Annotated in this window: 14 protein-coding genes and 1 pseudogene; 7 read left to right on the top strand and 8 right to left on the bottom strand. The window is 66.9% G+C overall.

The features are described from left to right. Positions 1-4 precede the first annotated feature (4 nt). From ACZ1H8_RS17005 to ACZ1H8_RS16995, 3 genes are all read right to left on the bottom strand, one after another. Positions 5-868, bottom strand: a complete 864-nt coding sequence (locus tag ACZ1H8_RS17005; RefSeq protein WP_465178392.1) for a MipA/OmpV family protein — start codon at positions 866-868, stop codon at positions 5-7. After that, entirely contained in the window at positions 865-4,179 is a 3,315-nt protein-coding gene (locus ACZ1H8_RS17000; RefSeq protein WP_465178390.1) for a polysaccharide deacetylase family protein, read from the bottom strand. The genes ACZ1H8_RS17005 and ACZ1H8_RS17000 overlap by 4 nt, the downstream gene beginning before the upstream one ends. Before the next feature lie 369 nt (positions 4,180-4,548). Then, positions 4,549-4,749: a hypothetical protein gene (locus tag ACZ1H8_RS16995; protein WP_465178388.1), complete on the bottom strand. Its 201-nt coding sequence runs from the start codon at positions 4,747-4,749 to the stop codon at positions 4,549-4,551. 184 nt (positions 4,750-4,933) lie between these two features. Between ACZ1H8_RS16995 and ACZ1H8_RS16990 the strand changes: the two genes are divergently transcribed. The 3 genes from ACZ1H8_RS16990 to ACZ1H8_RS16980 all read left to right on the top strand — a co-directional run bounded on the left by ACZ1H8_RS16990 (position 4,934) and on the right by ACZ1H8_RS16980 (position 10,316). Further along, entirely contained in the window at positions 4,934-6,826 is a 1,893-nt protein-coding gene (locus tag ACZ1H8_RS16990; protein WP_465178386.1) for a bifunctional helix-turn-helix transcriptional regulator/alpha/beta hydrolase, read from the top strand. Between the two features lie 236 nt (positions 6,827-7,062). Continuing rightward, positions 7,063-9,210, top strand: a complete 2,148-nt coding sequence (locus ACZ1H8_RS16985; RefSeq protein ID WP_465178384.1) for an Ig-like domain-containing protein — start codon at positions 7,063-7,065, stop codon at positions 9,208-9,210. A 92-nt stretch (positions 9,211-9,302) separates the two neighbouring features. Next, entirely contained in the window at positions 9,303-10,316 is a 1,014-nt protein-coding gene (locus ACZ1H8_RS16980) for a bile acid:sodium symporter family protein (RefSeq protein ID WP_465178382.1), read from the top strand. A gap of 146 nt (positions 10,317-10,462) precedes the next feature. On the opposite strand, the pseudogene ACZ1H8_RS16975 reads toward ACZ1H8_RS16980, so the two are convergent. From ACZ1H8_RS16975 to ACZ1H8_RS16960, 4 genes and pseudogenes are all read right to left on the bottom strand, one after another. After that, positions 10,463-11,263, bottom strand: a pseudogene (locus ACZ1H8_RS16975) (patatin-like phospholipase family protein); the annotation flags it as partial. Positions 11,264-11,655: 392 nt separating this feature from the next. After that, positions 11,656-11,859, bottom strand: coding sequence for a hypothetical protein (locus ACZ1H8_RS16970; protein ID WP_465178380.1), 204 nt, complete (start codon positions 11,857-11,859; stop codon positions 11,656-11,658). A gap of 91 nt (positions 11,860-11,950) precedes the next feature. After that, entirely contained in the window at positions 11,951-12,160 is a 210-nt protein-coding gene (locus ACZ1H8_RS16965; protein ID WP_465178378.1) for a cold-shock protein, read from the bottom strand. Positions 12,161-12,363: 203 nt separating this feature from the next. Continuing rightward, positions 12,364-12,921, bottom strand: coding sequence for a hypothetical protein (locus ACZ1H8_RS16960; RefSeq protein WP_465178376.1), 558 nt, complete (start codon positions 12,919-12,921; stop codon positions 12,364-12,366). A gap of 230 nt (positions 12,922-13,151) precedes the next feature. On the opposite strand from ACZ1H8_RS16960, the gene ACZ1H8_RS16955 reads away from it, so the two are divergent. The 4 genes from ACZ1H8_RS16955 to ACZ1H8_RS16940 are packed head-to-tail and all read left to right on the top strand — an operon-like array spanning position 13,152 to position 19,226. After that, a complete protein-coding gene (locus ACZ1H8_RS16955; RefSeq protein WP_465178374.1) occupies positions 13,152-14,282 on the top strand; it encodes a 3-oxoacyl-[acyl-carrier-protein] synthase III C-terminal domain-containing protein in 1,131 nt (376 codons plus the stop codon). Continuing rightward, positions 14,279-14,950, top strand: a complete 672-nt coding sequence (locus tag ACZ1H8_RS16950) for an iron-containing redox enzyme family protein (protein WP_465178373.1) — start codon at positions 14,279-14,281, stop codon at positions 14,948-14,950. The genes ACZ1H8_RS16955 and ACZ1H8_RS16950 overlap by 4 nt, the downstream gene beginning before the upstream one ends. Beyond that, the gene (locus tag ACZ1H8_RS16945) at positions 14,943-15,809 is read left to right on the top strand and encodes a DUF6999 family protein (RefSeq protein WP_465178371.1); all 867 of its coding nucleotides are present in this window, start codon (positions 14,943-14,945) and stop codon (positions 15,807-15,809) included. The genes ACZ1H8_RS16950 and ACZ1H8_RS16945 overlap by 8 nt, the downstream gene beginning before the upstream one ends. A gap of 21 nt (positions 15,810-15,830) precedes the next feature. Next, positions 15,831-19,226 (top strand): acyl-[ACP]--phospholipid O-acyltransferase, encoded by a 3,396-nt coding sequence (locus ACZ1H8_RS16940; RefSeq protein ID WP_465178369.1) that lies wholly within the window; start codon positions 15,831-15,833, stop codon positions 19,224-19,226. Positions 19,227-19,413: 187 nt separating this feature from the next. On the opposite strand, the gene ACZ1H8_RS16935 is transcribed toward ACZ1H8_RS16940, so the two are convergent. Then, positions 19,414-19,857 (bottom strand): hypothetical protein, encoded by a 444-nt coding sequence (locus tag ACZ1H8_RS16935; RefSeq protein ID WP_465178368.1) that lies wholly within the window; start codon positions 19,855-19,857, stop codon positions 19,414-19,416. Positions 19,858-20,011 lie beyond the last annotated feature (154 nt).

The raw sequence follows: 20,011 nt of genomic DNA, 5'->3' as shown, positions 1-20,011 counted from the left end.
AAGGTCAGAACGTGAACTCTACTCCGATCGCTGCGCTCGTCTGGCCGCGCTCGCGCACCACCGGCGAGCGGCCATAATCGCCGAGCAGCCGGCTGTAGCCCGCGGTCGCGAACAGCCCCAGGCCGTGCGTCAGGTCGCCGGTCAGCGAATGGGCCAGTAGCCCGCTGACATTCCAGTCCTTCCACCCCGGATGGTCGGCGCCGGCATAGGCGGGCAGTCCGCTGGCGGCGCTGCCCGCCGGGGTGATGTCGAAATAGGTATCGCCAAAGCCGCGCCCGACATGATCGGCGGACACCGACAAGCTGACATAGGCGCGGCGCGACAGCGGCGTGTCATAGTCGATGCTGGGCGTGAAGATCGCACTGTTGTGCACGCCCGACAGGTCCTTCTGCCACGACGCGCTGAACGACAGCGTGTCATAGGCGCTGGTGACGACGCCCGTGCGCTGGACACCGACCCAGCCGCCGGCTTCCCACGCACGACCGATCTTGCCCAGCCGCGCCACCGCCGCATCGCCCGGCGAGGTGTTGCGATCGAGGCGCAGCGCGACCTCGGGGCCGAATTGCAGCTTCCAGCCCGGCTTGCCCTTGCTCGGGATCAGGTCGGCGAAGACAGAGGTACCCTGGGTGGCGAAGCTGATGCCGGACACCTGGCCCTGAACCGCGACGACCGGGATCGTCATCGACCGCGAGGCGCCCGAGTAGCGTGGGGTGGTGCCGATGCCGACGCCGACGGTCAGCCGGTCGCGGCTGGTGTCGACATTCGAATCGGCGCCCGGGCTGTCGGCCGGCGCGCTGTCCTGGGCGAAGGCCGGGGTGGCGATGCTCAGCGCGGCGAGCAATGCCCAGCGGATCGACGCGCCGCTCATGCCGACGTCTCCACCCGGCCGCTGCGCTCCAGCTTGCCCCAGCCGACGCTGGGCCCGCGCAGCGCGCTGACGACCGCGCGGATCACCACCCAGTACATCAGCTGGCGATAGACGAAGCGCTGTGCCAGCAGGAGGAAGGCGGGATAGCGCTTCTCGCGCGGCTCCAGCTTGTAGGCGACCCAGCCGCACATCAGGTCGATGCCGGTGAAGACGAGCCAGTAGAGTCCCATGCGCAGCACATCGGTCTCGGTCTGGGCCCAGCCATGCTGCCACACGCGCAACGCGGTGCCGAGAATGCTGGCGACCAGCGCCGCGTCGATCAGCGGAGAGACCAGAGCGAAGGCGATCTGGAATACCCAGGCCTGGGGCATGCCGACCAGTGCCAGCCCGGCGGGCTTGCGGTCGCGCAGGATCGCGCGGTGCTTCCACAGGCATTGCAGCGTGCCATAGGCCCAGCGGAACCGCTGCCGCGCCAGCGCTCCGAAGCTTTCCGGTGCCTCGGTCCAGGCGACCGCGTCGATATCATATCCGACGCGCCAGCCCTTGCGCTGGATCGCGATGGTCAGGTCCTGATCCTCGGCCAGCGTGTCGACCGGATAGCCGCCGACCGCGTCCAGTGCCGACTTGCGCCACGCGCCGACTGCGCCCGGCACCACCATGATCGCGTCCAGCCGGGCAAGCGCGCGCCGTTCCAGATTCTGCGAGGTGACATATTCCACCGCCTGCCAGCGGGTGACGAGGTTGAAGCGGTTGCCGACCTTGGCATTGCCGGCGATCGCGCCGATCGTCGGGTCGGCGAACCAGCGGGCCAGGCGGGCGATGGTCATCGGCTCGAACTGGGTGTCGGCGTCGAGCGCGATCACGATCTCGCCCTTGGCCAGCGCCAGCCCCTGATTCAGCGCGCGCGCCTTGCCGCCATTTTCCAGCGTTAGGAGCCGCACCCGCGGTTCGTCGGCAAAGGCGGCGCGGACCACGTCACTGGTGAAGTCGGTCGATCCATCATCCAGGACGATCACCTCGACACCGACCTGCTCGCTGGCCAGCACCCGCTGGACCGAAGACACGATCACCCGCTCCTCGTTGAATGCGGGGATCAGCACCGAGACGAACTGGCCGGGATCGATCTCGGGCGCGACCGGACGGTTGCGGCGGCGATTGGCGATGATCGCAAGGGCGGCCAGAACCAGCGCCCGGGCGATGCCCAGCGCGATCGCGGCGAAGAAGGTCCATTTCAGCGCGAAGCCGATCGCCGCCAGCACCAGGAAGATGCCGACATCGGTCCGCACCGCCACCAGATCGGCGCCCTGCACCGGCGGCATGACCTGTTCGCGGGTCAGCCCGGCCAGTTCCGAAACCGGCACGATCTGATAGCCCTTGGCGCGCAGGCCATCGATGATCCGCGGCAGTGCCGCCAGAGTCTGAGACCGGTCGCCGCCGCCATCGTGCAGCAGGATGACCTGGCCCGACTGTTCGGCATTGCCCTCCGCGACCTGGGCCAGCGTGGTGTTGACGATCTCGTCTACACCGGGGCGCTGCCAGTCGTTCGGATCGACGTGCAGACCGACATTGGTGTAGCCGAGATTCTGCGCCGCCAATGCGGGCCCGAGCTCATCTGCGGTCGTTGGCTCCGCGTCCCCGAAATAAGGTGCGCGGAACAGGCGGACCGAATGGCCGGTATACGCTTCCAGCAGCCGCTGCGTCGCATTCAGCTCCAGCCGGGTGGCATCGTCCGACGACTGGGCCAGATTGGGATGGGTGAAGGTGTGGCTGCCGATTTCGTTGCCTTCCTCGATCACCCGGCGAACCAGCAGCGGATGCTCGACCGCATTTTCGCCGATCATGAAGAAGGTCGCCGGCGCCTGCTTTGCTTTCAGGATATCGAGGATGCGCGGCGTCCAGTCGGGATCGGGACCGTCGTCGAACGTGATCGCCACCTTGCCCGGATGATAGCCGGTGCGCGTCACGACATAGGGGGTCGGCAGCGCGGAAAAGCGCTCGTCGATGATCAGGCCCTGCGCGTTCTGGCTCAGCGCGCGCTGACCGAAGCCGGGCGTGCTCGTGATGCGAAAGATCTCACCGGTGCCCTCGACATCGACGTCGCCGACCGATTCCAGCTTCGACAGGTCGGGCAGCTTGCCGCCATGGGCGGCGTCCAGCACCTTCCAGAAATTCGAATCCTCCGACCCCAGCCGCCACAGCGCGACGCCGCCGACACCCTTCAGGTTCGCGGCGCGCAGCTGGTTCCAGGCGCTGGCGGCATCCACCATCCATACCGTATGCTCGACGCCCTTGTCCTCATAGCCGAAGCTCTGGTTGCCGCTGACCGGGTCGAACTGGACCTGCGCCTGGCTGTCATGCGCGATCAGCCACGCTTCCTCTATCGTCAGCGTGTCGGCCTTGCCGGGGGCGGTCCAATCATAGGCATAGTTGGCGACGCCAACGATCAGCTTGTCTGGCGACACATGGCGCAGGGCCAGGTCCATCTGGCGGACGAACCAGCCCTGGCTGGCGATCGGGCCGGCGGCGTCGGACGATGCGTGCTCGTCATAGTTCATCAGGATAAGCTTGTCGGCCGCCTGCGCATAATGTGCCAGGTTCCAGTCGTCATCCGCCGCCGGCACCGTCACCGCGACGGTCATGTTCTTCGCCGCGAACCGGGCATGCGCGTCGCGAATGAATTGCAGGTAATCGGGCTGGGCCGAGGCCGGAAGCGCTTCGAAGTCGAAAACGACACCGTCGGCATGGCGCGCGACGAGCGACCCCATCAATTGATCCAGAAACGCGCCCCGAGCCCGGGTGTCGTGCAGCATCGCCGCGATGCCGATGCCGTCCCAGTCGTCACCCTCGGCATTGCCGACCATCGGCAGGATGCGCGGGTGGCGCGGCGTGCTGGCGATCAGTGCGTCGAACCGGGTATCGGGGGTCTGGACCAGCCGATGTGCCGGGCCGGTCACGCTGTACAGTGCCGGCACGACCCAGTCGAGCTGACCGATATGGCGTTCGAGCGAGGCGCGACTGGAATCCGACCACGGGACATAGAAGCCGACCGCCAGCGGTGCGCCGCCAGGCTTGCCATGCTTGCGCGGCAGCCAGGATGCGAAGCTATGGTCGAGCCGGGCCACCTGCTGCTTGAGCGAGCGCGGCGCGGGACGTTCCATCGACATGGCCAGCGGACCCGGAATCGGAACCTCGACCACCGTCATCGCGAAGGCGATTACGGCGAGGATCACGACCAGGGTGAGCGCGAAAAAGCCGCGCATCGTCCATCGATTGCGGCGTCCGCTCGCATCGAAGAATATCGGCCGCTTCATCGCAAATTCCCTGTTGCTGTCGATGGAAGGTGCAGCGCCCGGTCCGAGGTGGACGGAAGGACCGGGCGCTGCGGGGGCGCCGACCGGGAACGCATGAGCCGGCCGACCCCATCCTGCTACGATCCCGGACCCTTCCACGATCTGCCCGGCAGATTAACTCTGCGTCACGTTTCGAGCCGCAACGGACCCGGACACAGGAACGGCCGGTGCGCAGGGGACGCACCGGCCGTCTGATGTGGCGAAACACGGGCGGCCCAGGGGAGAAAACCGCGCTGTGTCTCGCGCCGCTACCGGGATCGGGCAGCGGGGTTTCCGGGATCCTCCTGGAGGAGGGAGGATCCGGATCGGGTGGCTGTCCCGCCTTCGGGATCAGTGGGTCTTCTTCGCCGCCGGCTTCGCGGGAGTGGCGGCAGCGGGCTTCGCCGTCGTCGTGCCGGCCTTCTTCTTCGGCGTCGCGACCTTGTGCGTCGCGGCCTGCTTGGCAGCGCCGGTGGCGGCGAATGCGGTGGTGCCGGTCAGCATCGCTGCGGCGGCAAGGCCGGCGGCGATGATCTTGCGGGAAGTAGCCATCTCGATACTCCTTGAACTGACCCGCTCGCTGCGGGGTGAGATCAGGTTTGAGCCCCCGGCGCTGTCGCCCCCGTGTCCGCAACATGAGCATTTTGTAAGCTTTGTGCCGCCCATGGTTGCGCGACGCCGTGATCCGGTCGCATGATCGACGCCAGCCGTCCTTTTCTTTCCACGGATTGCTGGCATGACTTCGGCACAAACCTCCCCCAGCGTCGGTTCGACCGCCGGCCCATTCGATGATGCGAGCGACGTGGAATTCCACGACGCGATGCACCGCTGGCTCGACGATCCGGCGGCGATGATCGAGACCGCACGAACCGCGTCGGACCGGATCGAGCGGGAACTGGCCGAAAGCTTCTTGCCCCAGGACATGCGCCATTATCCGCTGCTGAGGCCGGATAGCCTCGCCGCGGCCTTGCTCGACGCGGACGGCGAAATCGTTGCCGCGAGCCCGGTCTTCGTCGCGGAGAAGGCCGGACGCCATGTCGACGCTGGACTGGTCGGCAAGGTGCTGCGTACCGGCCGGACCTGTGTCGCGCCCGTCGCGGTCGAGGCGGGCGATGGCGGTGTCGATCCGGTGATCTTCGCCTATGGGGCTGCGGCGCAGGCCGCATCGTGGATCCTCCCCACCGATATCGCCGAGCGGGCGCAGGCGACGAGCGGCCACGTCGTCGTGCTGGCGACGATCACCAGCAGCCGGGCGACTCCGCTGAAGGCTGCATGCGATACGTTCGGGCTGAGCGGGCTTCAGACGCGCGTCGCGATGGCGACGATTCGCACCGGCGCGATCAAGAGCGCGGCGGCGCAATTGGGCATCTCCTACGATACCGCGCGCGAAACGCTGTCGGAAGCGATGCGCCGGGTCGGGGTCGACCGGCTGCCGGCGCTGGTCGCCAGCCTCGCCTCACTCGCCTTCGGCGTGCTGCCGGGGCGCCGCTCGGGCGATCTTCTGGAGGATATCTGGGGGCTGTCGCCGCGCCAGGCGGCGCTGGCGTCGCTGATCGCCGAGGGCCTGTCGCGCGACGTGGCGGCACAGCGGCTGGGCATCTCGCGCGCGACCGCGAAGAAGGAACTGGACCGCATCTATGGCAGCCTGGGCGTGTCGAGCGCCGCCGCGCTGGCCCGCGCGGTAATCGAGGCGCAGGCGCTGTCCTGTACGGTCGCGGCGACGCATGGCCAGGTGGCCATGCCGCATGACCATGCGGAGCCGCTGCGGATGATGCCGCGGTCCGACGGGTCGCGCATCGCGTGGAGCGATTATGGCCCGGCATCGGGCAAGCCCGTGCTGGTCGTTCACAGCAGCATGACCTCGCGACCTGTCAGCAAGGCGCTGGTCGCGGCACTGCAGGCGATCGGCCGGCGCCCGATCGCGATCGACCGGCCGGGCTTCGGCATGTCCGATCCCGTCCCCGGCCGGGCACCGGGTGCGCATGATCCGTTCGCTACGGCAGCCGAGGATGTCGTGCTCCTGTGCCGCAAGCTGAAGATCGGCTCGATCGATGTGGTCGCCCGCGGCGGGGCGCAACTGGTGCTGGCGCTGGCGGACGCCGCCCCGGGGCTGATCGACCGGGTCGTGCTGGTCAATCCCGACCCCCATACCGAGGAGCAGGGCCGCCGCTGGGGCCCGCTGGGTGCGGTCAAGGAAGCCTATTACCGCAATCCGCGACTGGTGGCGCGGATGGTCCATCTGCTCGCGTCGCACCTGACCCCGGCGCGATTGGTGCGGATCATGGAACGGTCCTTTGTCGGCAGCCCGCCCGATCTCGAGGCGATCCGCGACCCGCAGATCCGCCACGATTATTATCGTGCAGTGCGCATGTTCGCGACCGGACGGGTCGCGGGTTACGTCAATGAACAGGTCGCAATGGCGACCGCCAGCCACCCCGCCCCGCGATCCGACTGCGCCGACTGGACGGTGTTGATCGGCGAGCATGACAGCCTGCACGACCCCGCGGACGTACGTGCCTATTGGCAGGCGGTGCTGCCGCAGGCGCAATTCGTCGAGGTACCGGGCGCTGGCCGGATGCTGGCGATGACCCATGCGACGCTGGTGGCGGGGACGTTGGCGGGGGCGTAATCGCAGCGTTGACGACGTTCGTTCTCCAGTTGCCGCGCATCCGGGGAGGACGCGAATCGGCTCTTTCCCACCCACGCCCGCACCACCCCACAAATGGGGATATTCGCACGCCCCTGCCCCGCCCAGTCTCGCCCGCGCCGGGAGGCACCAGCCTTCCGGGATCTGGGGAAGCTCAGCGCGTCCCCGCAACTTCGGGTCGGCGGGAGGACCGCCGGCCGGTTCAGGGGGTTCATCACATGCGTCGCACGATACCGTTGTTTGCCAGCCTGTACGCGCTGGCCGCCTGTTCGGGGGGAAGCGATTCCGGGGGAAGCGTCGTCGCCAAGGACTCGACGCCGCCGACGATCACGCTGACGCCGTCCTCGGCCAGCGTGGAGGGCGGCGAGACGGTCGCGATCACCGCGACCGCGACCGATGCCGTGGACGGATCGGTGCCGGTGACGCTCAGCTGCAATGGCGGCACGCTGACCGGAACGCTGCTGGTGACGACCAGCGTGACGACCGATACGACGATCACCTGCACCGGCACAGCTGCCGACAAGTCGGGCAACAGCGGCACCGGCACCACGACGATCACCGTGAAGAAGACCGTGACCACTGTCGCGCTGGCCAATGCATCGACGATGGCACCGGGCGAATTCGGTGCCTTCACGGTGGAAAATCTGTCGCTGATCGCCCCCAGCTACACGGGAACGCTCGGGAACCGCTCGATCACGGTCTATCGCGGCTCGGCCAGCACGCTGAACTTCGTCATTCCAACCGATCTGCCGGCGGGCAACCACCTGCTCACCGTGCAGGTCGGCGACAAGCGCTACAGCACCACGCTGACCATCACAGCGGCGCCGACCGTCGCCGACCCGCGCGGGGTCGTGACGACCCAGCTGACCCAGGCGGTAGCAGCGATCGATGCGCTGGTGGCGGACGAAGGCACGCGCATGACGCCGAACCAGCGCAACATCTATCAAGGCTATCGCGATCAACTGACCGCTGCCCTGGCGCAGGTCCCGACGATGGCCGCGGGCGACGTCACGGCGCTTGCGCAGATGCTGGTGAGCAACAGCCCGGCCCCGTCATCCGCCCGGATGGCAACCGCGCGATTCAACGAGCAGGCATGCAACGCGTCGATGGTCGAATTCGTCCTTGCCAAGGATCTGGCGGGGGTCCGGCTGATTACCGGGCTCGCGCTGATCACCATTCCAGAGGCGACGGTGACCAAGCTGGCCGGTCTAGCCCTGTTCGTCCAGGCTGCCTATGCGATCGAACGAGCAAAGGCCGCGGTAACGAACCTCGTCGACACCTGTATCGACGAGCGCCAATTCGAGATGGTCAGCAGCGACGCAAGCGGTCAGGCACGGACGCTGGCCAGCGCGGTCACGACCGCAAGCAGCTTCGGCTTCGAGAACAAGAAGTCGAAGAACTTCCGTCTGCGCGAAACCGAGCGGGTGAATGAATCGGTCGCGTCGCGCGTCCAAAGCGCGTTCAAGCAACTGAGCGATCTGGTGGCACAGCTTCCCTATGTGCCCGAAGGGCTTTCGGTCGCGATGGCCAATTTCGCGATGGAAAAGACCCGCTTCGTGCCGGCGTCCGAAGTGAGCCTCGAGAGCGTGTCCAACCCGAACATCGTCGGGGCGAAGGGCGGCTCGGGCGAGGTGATCTCGCTGGTCTTCTCCTATATCGGCGACCCGCCGTCGGAGAATATCGACTTCAACTTCACGCTGAGCCGCGGCAACGAGCTCATTCCGCTGAGCGGTACTTTGGTGATCAAGCTGCCCGAAGCTGAGGATGCGGCGGTCACCACGATCCAGGGCAAGGCGCTCAGCTCGCAGCTCCAGATTCGCGGGGCGGAGAGCATCGAGATGGTCCAGGCACCGGCGCACGGCACCGCGACGATCGGCATCGACGGACTGCTGCGCTACACCCCATCCGGCCAGTATTTCGGTAGCGATCAGCTGAAGTTCCGGGCCCGGAACACCAACGGTGCCTCGCGCACCGCGACCGTGCTGTTCACGATCAACCGCCAGTTCGAGGGAAGCTGGTCGATCAACAGCATCTCGACGACGTCGAGCCAGTCACAGCCCGGCCTGTGCCCGAACGAGAACAACACCTTCACGGCGACGCTCGCGAAGATTTCCGATACCCAGTATACGACGAGCTTCGACGGAACGACGCTGAACTTCACCATGGGGAGCAAGGACGATCCCGCCGGGCTGAAGACGTCGATCAGCGGCACCTATAAGGACGGCCCCGGCGAGACGACGGAGTCGCTGAGCATCCAGATCCCGAACAGTTCGCAACTCTTCGGCACGTCCTTCTGGAGCTATGTCGGACCGGGCAACACACGGTGCCAGGGATCGACCCAGATTACCGGCACCAAGCAGAACTGATCCTGAACCCGGGGGGCGGGGCGGCCGGACGATGTCCGGTCGCCCCTTTCCACTTGCCGCCACCTCCGTTCTGCGTCAGCGCATCGCGCATCATGCCGCGTTCCCGGCTCTCGCTGTTCGAACCCTTTGTCCTCGCACTGCTCGGCACCGTCGTGCTGGCGAGCGTGCTGCCGGTGCGCGGGTCGCTGGTGCCGCTGGCCGATGCGATCACCACCGCTGCGATCGTGCTGCTGTTCTTCCTCCACGGTGCCAAGCTGTCACGCGAAGAGATCGTGAAGGGGGCGAGCAACTGGCGGCTGCACCTGGCGGTGGTGGTGACGACCTTCGTCCTCTTTCCGCTGCTGGGCCTAGGCCTGGTCTCGCTGCCGTTCGTCACCGGGCCGACCGCAGCTGGCCTGTTGTTCCTGACGCTGCTGCCGTCTACGGTGCAATCGTCGATCGCCTTCACCGCGATCGCGCGCGGCAATGTCGCGGCCGCGGTATGCAGCGCGTCCTTTTCCAATCTGATCGGCATCGTCATCACGCCGGCGCTGGTCGCGCTGCTGATGTCCGGACTTGCCGGCCAGGCGGGCGTGTCGATCGAAGCGGTCGAGACGATCGCGCTCCAGCTGTTGCTGCCGTTCGTCTCGGGGCATCTGCTGCGCCCGTGGATCGGCGGCCTTGTCGGTCGGCACCGCACGCTGGTGAGCAGTGTCGATCGCGGATCGATCCTGCTGGTGGTCTATACCGCATTCAGCGCGGCGGTAGTCGAGGGATTGTGGAGCCGCGTGTCGGGGGAGACGCTGGCGCTGATCCTGCTGCTGTGCACCATGTTGCTGGTGGTGGTGCTGGCAGTCACCTGGCTGCTGGGGCGGATGCTCGGCTTCTCGCGCGAGGATGCGATCGTGCTGCTGTTCTGCGGATCAAAGAAGAGCCTGGCGTCGGGCGTGCCGATGGCGGGCGTGCTGTTCCCCGCGGCGCAGGTCGGCGCGATCCTGTTGCCGGTGATGCTGTTCCACCAGATCCAGCTGATCGCCTGCGCGGTGATCGCGCGACGCATGGCCGGTGCCGTGGAGAATGCCGGGACGGCGGACCGCCCCGTGGTCGATCAGACGCTGACCGACTAGGCAGCGACCGGCGCGAGCGCGTCGGCGACACGCTCAAGGACTCCTGCCGGCGACTGGCGGTACAGAGTGAGGCCCGGTTGGCCGAGCGTGACGTCCCCTGCCCTCAGCGCATCGAGCGCCGCGTCCATATCGACCTGCCCCGCCTGCTATCGCGCGGCGGCGGAGTCGGGGGAGAAGTCGAACGCCTTGCCACTGACCTCGCGCGAGTGATCGCGATAGGCGAGGTGCAGAAGCGTGACCGAGGCCGTCGATCCATTGCGGACGCGCTCGTCGAAGATCGCCTGCCATGCTGCCAGTGCGCGGCGGCTCTGCGTCGCGAACATCAGGTCCTGCATCCGCAGCATCGTCTCGCCCAGGCTGCATGGTCGCGGGCCGTTCAGCGGCAGCAGGTCGACCGCGATGCACAGCAGCGGCCGCGGCAACTGCCCGCCCAGCACCGAGTCGAGCGGGAGGTTGGCGGATATTCCCGCATCGCCCAGCAAGCGCCCGTCGACTTCGACTGGAGAAAAGGCGGGGAGCAGCGCGCTGCTGGCGCGAATATGGTCGGGACCGATCCGGTGCGTTGCGGTGTCGAATACGACATCCTCGCCCGTCTCGATATCCACCGCGGTCGCGGCGTAGCGGGGCGAACCGCGATTGAGCAGGTCGAAATCGACCAGCCGTTCGAGCGTCCTTCCCAGCGGGCTGGCGTCGTAGAGGCTGGCAGGTTCGGGATTGCCGAACGGGTTCCACCACGGACCGAACAGGTTGCGCGGCACGAACAGGTCTGGCTGCCCGGTGACGAAGGCCCAGGTCGCCGATCCGGTACGGCGCGCCTCGTCGAGCGCGCCGGGCAAGCCATCCGCTCCGATGCGTGATGGAGACCAGAGATTGCGCAGGCGATCGAGCCGGTGCTCGCGCGGATTGCCGCAGATGATCGCCCCGTTGATCGCCCCCGCGGAGGCGCCGGCGACCCGGCCGGGCGCGAATCCCCTCGCCTCGAGCGCCTGATAGGCCCGGCCTGATAGGCGCCCAGCGCGTTGCCGCCGCTGAGGATCAGCGCGAAGTCATGATCGGGATGGCCGGGAACCGCGTCCTGCGCGTGAACCTTGTCGTCGGAGGTAAAGGGCCGTGGCATTGCGAAACTGCTCCCATCGCTTCGCCTCTGAACCGATCGGGATATGAGCTGTTCCGCCGCCCGATTATGGTCGATGCCAGGGGAAGCCGATGCGGGTCCGCGAGGCGGCCTGACGACAGCGCGACAGCCGCTCGGTCCGCCGGCGGTGAAGGACGGCACCGAGAGTCAGCGCGGCCCCGAAGCCAAGGGCGACGAGCAGCAACAATGCGATTGCGGAAGTAATTACTCGGTTCCGCCCAGGCCGGGATTGCCACCGCGTTCACGCTCGCCGCGGGCGGTCTCAACGCGTTTGTAGCGGGTGGCCATGTCGAGCCAGGCAGCTTCGGCGCGGAGGCACCGATCGCGGACATTCGCGAGCGTCGCCGCATCGGCATCGGCGCGGGCGCGGGCCGCATTCTCGCGATAGATCAGATGCTGCTGGGCCATGGGGTTCCTCGCGTCGGTAGAACGAGGCGGCGCTGTCACAGGCGAGCGCCGCCGGTCGGCGACGGGGCGCACCGCGCCCCGTCCCGATGGGTCAGATCGACTGGAGGTTGACCGCGCTGGTCTTGCCGCGACGATCGGTTTCCAGCTCGTAGCTGACGCGCTGATCCTGGTTCAACGTCGCCAGGCCGGCACGCTCGACCGCACTGATGTGGACGAACGCGTCCTGACCGCCGGAATCGGGGGCAATGAAGCCATAGCCCTTGGTCGCGTTGAAAAACTTTACGGTGCCTTCGATGCTCATAGGATAATCCTTCCATTGTCGGCGCGCCGGATGCCGGCGTGCCTCGCGCTGCGGAGGCCAGGAGAAGGAAAAAAGGAGCCGCAAAGCACCGAAAGACCGTTCTGATTGCGACTGTAGCCGGCTCTTTATGCCGGACGGGCAGCTAAAACGCAAATCGAGTGCCAGGAACGCTTCATTCAGGGCGACCGAACGGGTCGAAAAGTTCAGGCCGAAATCCTGTTTTCGCCCCGCGCTGGACGTGGCGCCAGCTGCATCAATTCATCGCCGATTCCGGTGTAGAATTTGGCAATGCTTTCGATGTCGCCGCGCCCCAGCGAGACGCGAACGCCAAGCGGCACGCGGCGCGGCGGCGTGCCCGCGACCCCGTCCGGCCAGCCAAGCGTCATCGTTGCCAGGTCGCGGCGATCGCCGCTGCGCACCGTCCCGCTGCAATGGAACAGGCAGGCGCGCGAACGGCCGAGTGCCACGAGCCGGTCATGGTCGCCGTCCGCCACGCCGAGCAGCGCGCGTAATCCGCGCAGGCGCCGCGCCGTGCCGCGCCCGAGGATCGCACGCCCCAGCCCGTGACGCTGCGCAACTTCGTCGAGCAAGACGTTGAGAAAGCGATCGAGTTCGCGCAAACCATTGCCGATGGCCCGGGACCGATATTCGTGCGCGACGCCGCCCTGCCCCGGCGTGGCAGTGGATGGCGAAAGCCATGTCGCGAAGAAGCGGGCCCCGGTGGACAGCGTTTCATGAGCCTGACGGAGCCGGTCGGTCATCTGCTGCTCCGCCCTTCGCAAGTGGCATGCGCGGATCGCGCTTCCGGCCGACGGCGCCTGCGAGGCATCCGTACCGACGGCCCGACCGTCCTAGCGCAATGTGACACTGCCGCAACCGCACCGTTCCCGAAAGATAATTGATCACTGCGTAATTATTTTATTGAACATTGATCATTTTTCTGCCATCCAGCGTTTATGGCAGATCACCTGAAGTCGAACGGAGGAGTTTGATGCGTCCCGTTTATGTGACCGCCACGGCGCAATGCCTGCCCGGCGATCCGGTGAGTAACGACGAGATGGCCGACTATATCGGCCGCCTCTCTCCCCAGGCCGAGCGGCTAGGCCGGCTGACATTGCGCCAAAACCGTATCCGCAGCCGTCACTACGCGATCCGCCCCGACGGCAGCAGCGACTGGACAGTCGCGAAGCTGGCGGGTCAGGCGGTGCGCAGCCTGATCGCCGATGCGGAAATCGACGCGCGCCGGATTGGGTTCCTGGCGAGCGCCACGACGCAGAACGACATGCTGGTTCCCGGCCTCGCCAGCGGCGTCCATGCCGAAAGCGGTCTGCCCCCGATCGAGGTCGCCAGCCTGCAAAGCGTATGCGCCAGTTCGATGATGGCGCTGAAGGCCGCGGCGCTGCAGGTGGCGGCGGAGGAACATCGGGCGGCGATCGTCGTCGGTGCCGAATTCTCCAGCCGTTATTTCCGGCCGCATCATTATCGCGGCACCGCGACGGTCGGCGACAATGACACGCTGCCCGGCGACGCGGAGTTCCTGCGCTGGACGCTGAGCGACGGGGCCGCCGGCCTGCTGATCGAGGATCGCCCGGCCGAGCGCGGCCTGTCGCTGCGGATCGACTGGATCTCGCTGCGCTCGTTTGCGGATCGTTTTGCTCCGTGCATGACCGGCGGCGCGGTGCGCGAGGCGGACGGCAGCCTGACGCCGTGGAGCCTGCATCCCGACCCCGCCGCAGCGGGCGCGTTCCAGCTGCGCCAGGATGTCGAGGCGCTGCACCGGATGCTGCCGGTCTGGCTGGGCGAGTTGATGCGGCTGGTCGACGAGGGCAAGGTCGTGCCCGACGAGGTCGACTGGTTCCTGTGCCATTTCTCCGCGCACAGCCTACGCGAGGAGATGGTGAAGCTGGCGACGCGCGCGGGGGTGATGATCCCCGAGGAACGCTGGTTCACCAACATCTATGACAAGGGCAATGTCGGCGCGGCCGCGATCTTCCTGATGATCGACGACCTGATGCGATCGGGACAATTGAAGGCCGGGCAGCGCATCCTGTGCGCGGTTCCGGAGAGCGGCCAGTGCATCATGGCCTATGCCGCAATGACCGTGGTGGGAGAAGCCCAATGAACGCACTCGTCCAGCGCGCCAATCGCGGGCTCGCCCAGGCCTGGATCGATTTCGAGAGCGCGCTCGTCCAAGTGCCGGTCATCGCCCGGCTGACCGGCGGCAAGCTGCGCGCCGAGGATTATCGCGCGCTGCTGCGCAATCTGCGCCAGCAGGTGGTCGAGGGCAGCCGCTGGATCAGCCGCGCCGCATCCAATCTCGGCCCCGACCATGAGGAGTTGCGATCGCTGTTCGTGCGCCATGCGGTGGCCGAACATCGCGACTATCGCCTGCTGGAGGACAATTATGTCGCGGCCGGCGGCAATGCCGAGGAGATCCGGTCGGCACGCAAGAATATCGGGTCCGAGGCGCTGTCGGCCTTCATGTACCAGGCGGCGTCCCGGCCCGATCCGCTGGGCATGCTGGGTGCGATGTTCGTGATCGAGGGGCTCGGCGAGCGGCTGGCTCTGCCCTGGTCCGAGGCGATCAAGCATCAGCTCGGCCTGGGGGACGATGCGGTCAGCTTCCTCGCCTATCACGGCGCGAATGACGGCGATCATCTGGAGATGTTCGACCATGCGCTGGAACTCGCGATCAGCGATGACGAAGCGGTGGCAGACGATATCGTGCGCCATGCGCGGATCGTGGCGCGGCTGTACCGGTTGCAACTCGAGGAGCTCGACAATGTCTGAGGCCTATGACCCGAGCGATCCCGATCCCGCGCTGGCGCTGCTGCTCGACCGGTCGCTTCCCTTCGACCGCGAGGCCAAGGCGGCGCTGATCCGCGACCAGACCTCGCGCAGCCGGCAGTTCCTGTTGCCGATCGTCCGTCCTCTGGCGCGCATCATGATCATCGTCGCGCAGCTGGTCCACACGGTGAGCCCGCGCTGGCCGCACGCGCCGAAGCTGCTCCACCGCAGCATCGCGTTCGGCATGCGCCGTTTCCTGACGCCCGATGCCAACCGGCTGATCCTGCGCCACTTCCATCTGGGCGCGCAGATCCTGCGCTTCATCTCCGACAATGCGACGCCGGGATTCCACCCTGCGCTGGAGCCGATGCGGCCGCGCACGGTCGACGACGTCCGCGACAACCTGTTCCTGAAGCACGACCTCAACATCTATAACTTCCTGATTCAGCTGAACCAGGAGATGGAACGGCGCGGCACGACGCTGGGCCGGGTCGAGACGCTCGATTTCTCGGCGATCACCGAGGATCTCGACATCGCGCCGCTGCCTGAGGGACGGCTGAACGTCATCGACCTGCAGACCGCGATCGAGCTCTATACGCCTGCCTATGCCATGCTGCTGACCGATCGCGATTTCTGGCGAGCGTCCAATTCGCTGCAGCTCGACGAGACGATCGGGCTGTACGCGGCGCGGCTGACCGGCGAAGACAAGCATCTGGCGATGATCAGCAATCGCCACCCGCTGGTGCCATTCTCGACATTGCGCGCCGGATTCCGGCTGATGCTTCACGGTTTGTCCACCGAAGTGCTGCATGGTTTCCTGTGCGAGCTGAAGGCTCGGCAGGTCACGGGCGCAACGGCCTGAACGGCCCAAGGGGAACACAGAATGTCCGCACCCGATTTCTCGCTGCTGAGCCGCCGGCGGTTCGGCCCGTTGTTCGTCGTCCAGTTCCTGGGGGCGTTCAACGACAATGCGCTGAAATATGCCATGCTGTTCCTGGCGAACTTCACCATCTACGCCAATGCGCCGCAGGAGTCGGCGATGCTGGCGGTGATCGCGACCGGCATCTTCATCGCCCCCTATTTCCTGTTTTCGGCGCTGGCCGGCGAAGTTGCCGATGCCTGGGACAAGGCCTGGCTGGTCCGCGCCGTCAAAGCCGCCGAGGTAGGCTTCATGGCAATCGGTCTGGCAGGTCTGTGGACCCAGTCGATCCCGCTGCTGCTGCTCGCCTTGTTCCTGATGGGCTGCCATTCGACGCTGTTCGGGCCGGTCAAATATTCGATCCTGCCGCAACATCTGAACAAGGACGAGATCGTCGGCGGCACCGGCCTGATCGAGGCGGGTACCTTCCTCGCGATCCTGGGCGGGCAGTTGCTCGCGGGGATCGTGCCGCCCTGGGAAGCGGGCCTGATCGCCACCGTGCTGGCAATGCTGGGCTTCGCCGTCAGCCTGTTCGTTCCCCCTGCCCCGCCGATCGCCAAGGTCCAGATCACGCGCAATCCGTTCGTCAGCACCTGGGCGGTGCTGCGCGCCGGGCACCAGGGGCGCGGCGTGTGGCTGTCGATCCTGGGGATCAGCTGGTTCTTCGCGGTCGGCGCAGTGCTGGTGTCCGAGTTCCTGCCCCTGGTGTCAGGCAATCTGGGAGGACGCGAGGATCTGGTCACCTTCTTCCTTATCGTCTTTTCGGTCTCGATCGCGGCGGGGTCGGTGCTGGTCAACCGGCTGCTGAAGGGCGAGGTCTCCGCGCGCTACGTCCCTGCGGCGGCGCTGGCGATGGCGCTCTTCATGATCGACCTGTGGCTGTCGACATCGGGCTTCGTGATCGTCACGCCGCACGCATCGATCCCGGAATTCCTGCAGACGTCGGGCAGCTGGCGCATCGTCATCGACCTGGCCGGCATGGCGGTCGCGGGCGGCATGTTCGTCGTGCCGCTCTATTCGATCCTCCAGACGCAGAGCCCGCCCGAGGAGCGCTCACGCGTGATCGCGGCGAACAACATCGTCAACGCGGCGGTCATGGTGCTTCTGGTCGCGGTGGCGACCGCCATGCTGGCCGCAGGCGCGTCGATCCCCGGCATCGTCGGCACGATGGGCTTCGCGACACTGGCGGTGGCGCTGATCTCGTGCTGGCTGCTGCCCGAGACGGTGATCAAGGCAACGCTGCGCACGCTGCTGGCCGCCATCTACCGGATCGACGTCCATGGCGCGGAGAATATGCCGAAGCCCGGCCAGCGCGCCGTCGTCGTGGTCAATCATGTGTCGTGGATCGACGGACTGCTGCTCGCGGTGTTTCTACCGGGCAAGCCGCTGTTTGCGGTGCATACGGCGGTCACCAAGAAATGGTGGATCCAGCCGGCGCTGAAGCTGTTCCGCGCCTTTCCGGTCGATCCGACCAACCCGATGTCGACCAAGGCAATGGTCCGCGCGGTCAAGGAAGGCAACACGCTGGTGATCTTCCCCGAGGGCCGCATCACCGTCACCGGCGCGCTGATGAAGATCTTCGACGGTCCCGGCATGGTCGCCGACAAGGCCGATGCGCCGATCATCCCGGTACGGATCGACGGCGCACAGTTCACCCCCTTTTCGCGCCTGCGCGGCAAGGTCCGGCTGCGTACCTTTCCTCGGATCGACCTGACCATCCTGCCGCCGCGCCGGTTCCAGATCGAGGGCGAGATGACCGCCCGCGCCCGCCGCGGCATCGCCGGCCGCCGCCTCTATGACGAGATGAGCGGCATGATCTTCGACACGTCCGACACCAACCGGACGCTGTTCCAGGCGCTGATCGATGCGCGCGACGTGCATGGCGGCAAGGCGCTGGTGGTCGAGGATATCAAGCGCCAGCCGATCGGCTATCGCAAGCTGCTGGCCGGCAGCATCGCGCTGGGCCGCGTGTTCGAGGCGCGGTCGAAACCGGGCGAGGCGATCGGGCTCTTTCTGCCCAATGTGACGGGGACGGTCGTCAGCTTCTTCGCGCTGCAGGCGATCGGGCGGGTACCGGCGATGCTGAACTACACCGCCGGTCTCGCCAATCTGAAGGCCGCCTGCCTGGCGGCGGATGTGCGCACGATCGTGACCGCCCGCGCCTTTATCGAACAGGGGAAGCTGGAGCCGATCGTCGCCGGGCTGGAGGCGGATGGCCGCAGCTTCCTCTATCTCGAGGATCTGGCGGGCGCGCTCGGCAAGCGGGCCAAGCTGTCCGCATTGCTCAAGACGATCGTCGCGGGGCGACTCCATCGCCGCCGCCGTATCACTGCCGACAGCCCGGCGGTGATCCTGTTCACCAGCGGATCGGAAGGGCTGCCCAAGGGCGTGGTGCTGACCCACCGCAACCTCCTGTCCAACTGTGCGCAGCTGTCGGCGCGGGTCGACTTCAACTCGTCCGACCTGGTGCTGAACGCGCTGCCGGTGTTCCACAGCTTCGGGCTGACGGGCGGCACCTTGCTCCCGGTGCTGAGCGGCATCCGCACTTTGCTCTATCCCAACCCGCTCCACTACCGGATCGTGCCCGCGCTCGCCTATGACGCGAACGCGACGATCCTGTTCGGCACCGACACCTTCCTGTCGGGCTATGCGCGGATGGCGCACAGCTACGACTTCTATGCGCTGCGCTACATCTTCGCCGGTGCCGAGCGGGTGCGCGACGAGACGCGGCGGACCTGGAACGAGAAGTTCGGGCTGCGCATCTTCGAAGGCTATGGCGCGACCGAGGCGGCACCGGTGATCGCGGTGAACACGCCGATGCACTACAAGGCGGGCAGCGTCGGCCGGCTGTTGCCGGGGATCGAGGCGCGGCTGGATCCGGTGCCCGGCATTGACGAGGGCGGCAAGCTGTCGATCCGCGGGCCGAACATCATGGCCGGATACATGAAGGCCGACCGGCCCGGCCAGATCCAGCCGCCCGAGCGCGGATGGCATGACAGCGGCGACATCGTCACGATCGACGCCGACGGCTTCGTCACGATCCGCGGCCGCGCCAAGCGCTTCGCCAAGATCGGCGGCGAGATGATCTCGCTGCCCGCGGTCGAGGGCTATGCAAGCGCGGTCTGGCCTGAGGCCGAACACGCAGTTGTCACCCGCGCCGACCCGCGCAAGGGCGAGCAGCTGGTGCTGTTCACCACCCGCGCCGACCCCAGGCTCGCCGAGCTCCAGGCCTGGGCTCGCGCGAACGGCGTGGCGGAACTGGCAGTGCCGCGCGACATCCGCCCAGTCGCCGCGCTGCCGGTGCTGGGCACGGGGAAGATCGATTATGTGACGCTGGGGGCGATGGCGAAGGGCGAGTGATCGACGACAGGCAATTGATCAATATAAACAATCCTCTCCCGGAGGGAGAGGGGGACCGCGAAGCGGTGGAGAGGGAGTTTCCACGCGCGAAGGTCCTCGTTGGGGCTACTCCCTCTCCACCAGCCTGCGGCTGGTCCCCCTCTCCCTCCGGGAGAGGATTTTAAGACACTGATTCTTTGCCCTTTTCTCACTGATGCCGCCGCGCGCCAGCCGACCAATCTACGAACACCGTGCGCACCCGGTCCATCGTGACCGTGCAGTCGGGCCCGGTGGTGCCGATACAATCATAGGCCCATTGCGATGGCTGCGGCGCCGCACCCTGGCCCGGCATCACCCGCGGACCGGTCGGACGGCGAAGCGCCACGCGGATCACCGACCCCTTCTTCACATAGGCGTGACAGGTCGTCTTCGGTTCCTTGTTGTCGCAGACGAGCGCGACATCGGGATCGGTATCGATCGAGACGCGCACGCCGCCCGAATTGGCGGAGACGATGCGGATCGGCACGCCCGACGCGGCATCGGCGCCGATGCTGGACTTGCCGCCGATCACGACGACCTGGGCTGCCGCGGGGGATGCCGCGAAGGCCAGCACGGCAAGGGCGGCGGCGGGAAAGATGCGGTTGATCGACATGGCAGGGTCTCCGAGTTCGAGCCGCACCCGGCGGCCCGGTACCGGAGAAGACGACGCGCGCCGCAGGAACCGGACAGGGCATCCGCGCTTGCCGTTCGTGGCCGACACTGCCATAGGCCCCGCCCCGTCGGCGCCCTTCGCGCGCGGGACCCGC

The sequence above is a fragment of the Sphingomonas sp. BL-S-25 genome (assembly GCF_055521555.1).
Note: the sequence above shows the minus strand (reverse complement) of the source record. Positions and strands in the feature narration are given on the sequence as shown.

Excerpts from the sequence above, each read along its gene's own strand:
- ACZ1H8_RS16945 (WP_465178371.1), top strand. The coding sequence starts at position 14,943 with ATGTCTGAGGCCTATGACCCGAGCGATCCCGATCCCGCGCTGGCGCTG.
- ACZ1H8_RS17005 (WP_465178392.1), bottom strand. The coding sequence starts at position 868 with ATGAGCGGCGCGTCGATCCGCTGGGCATTGCTCGCCGCGCTGAGCATC.
- ACZ1H8_RS16950 (WP_465178373.1), top strand. The coding sequence starts at position 14,279 with ATGAACGCACTCGTCCAGCGCGCCAATCGCGGGCTCGCCCAGGCCTGG.
- ACZ1H8_RS16965 (WP_465178378.1), bottom strand. The coding sequence starts at position 12,160 with ATGAGCATCGAAGGCACCGTAAAGTTTTTCAACGCGACCAAGGGCTAT.
- ACZ1H8_RS16960 (WP_465178376.1), bottom strand. The coding sequence starts at position 12,921 with ATGACCGACCGGCTCCGTCAGGCTCATGAAACGCTGTCCACCGGGGCC.
- ACZ1H8_RS16955 (WP_465178374.1), top strand. The coding sequence starts at position 13,152 with ATGCGTCCCGTTTATGTGACCGCCACGGCGCAATGCCTGCCCGGCGAT.
- ACZ1H8_RS17000 (WP_465178390.1), bottom strand. The coding sequence starts at position 4,179 with ATGAAGCGGCCGATATTCTTCGATGCGAGCGGACGCCGCAATCGATGG.
- ACZ1H8_RS16970 (WP_465178380.1), bottom strand. The coding sequence starts at position 11,859 with ATGGCCCAGCAGCATCTGATCTATCGCGAGAATGCGGCCCGCGCCCGC.
- ACZ1H8_RS16940 (WP_465178369.1), top strand. The coding sequence starts at position 15,831 with ATGTCCGCACCCGATTTCTCGCTGCTGAGCCGCCGGCGGTTCGGCCCG.
- ACZ1H8_RS16995 (WP_465178388.1), bottom strand. The coding sequence starts at position 4,749 with ATGGCTACTTCCCGCAAGATCATCGCCGCCGGCCTTGCCGCCGCAGCG.
- ACZ1H8_RS16935 (WP_465178368.1), bottom strand. The coding sequence starts at position 19,857 with ATGTCGATCAACCGCATCTTTCCCGCCGCCGCCCTTGCCGTGCTGGCC.
- ACZ1H8_RS16990 (WP_465178386.1), top strand. The coding sequence starts at position 4,934 with ATGACTTCGGCACAAACCTCCCCCAGCGTCGGTTCGACCGCCGGCCCA.
- ACZ1H8_RS16985 (WP_465178384.1), top strand. The coding sequence starts at position 7,063 with ATGCGTCGCACGATACCGTTGTTTGCCAGCCTGTACGCGCTGGCCGCC.
- ACZ1H8_RS16980 (WP_465178382.1), top strand. The coding sequence starts at position 9,303 with ATGCCGCGTTCCCGGCTCTCGCTGTTCGAACCCTTTGTCCTCGCACTG.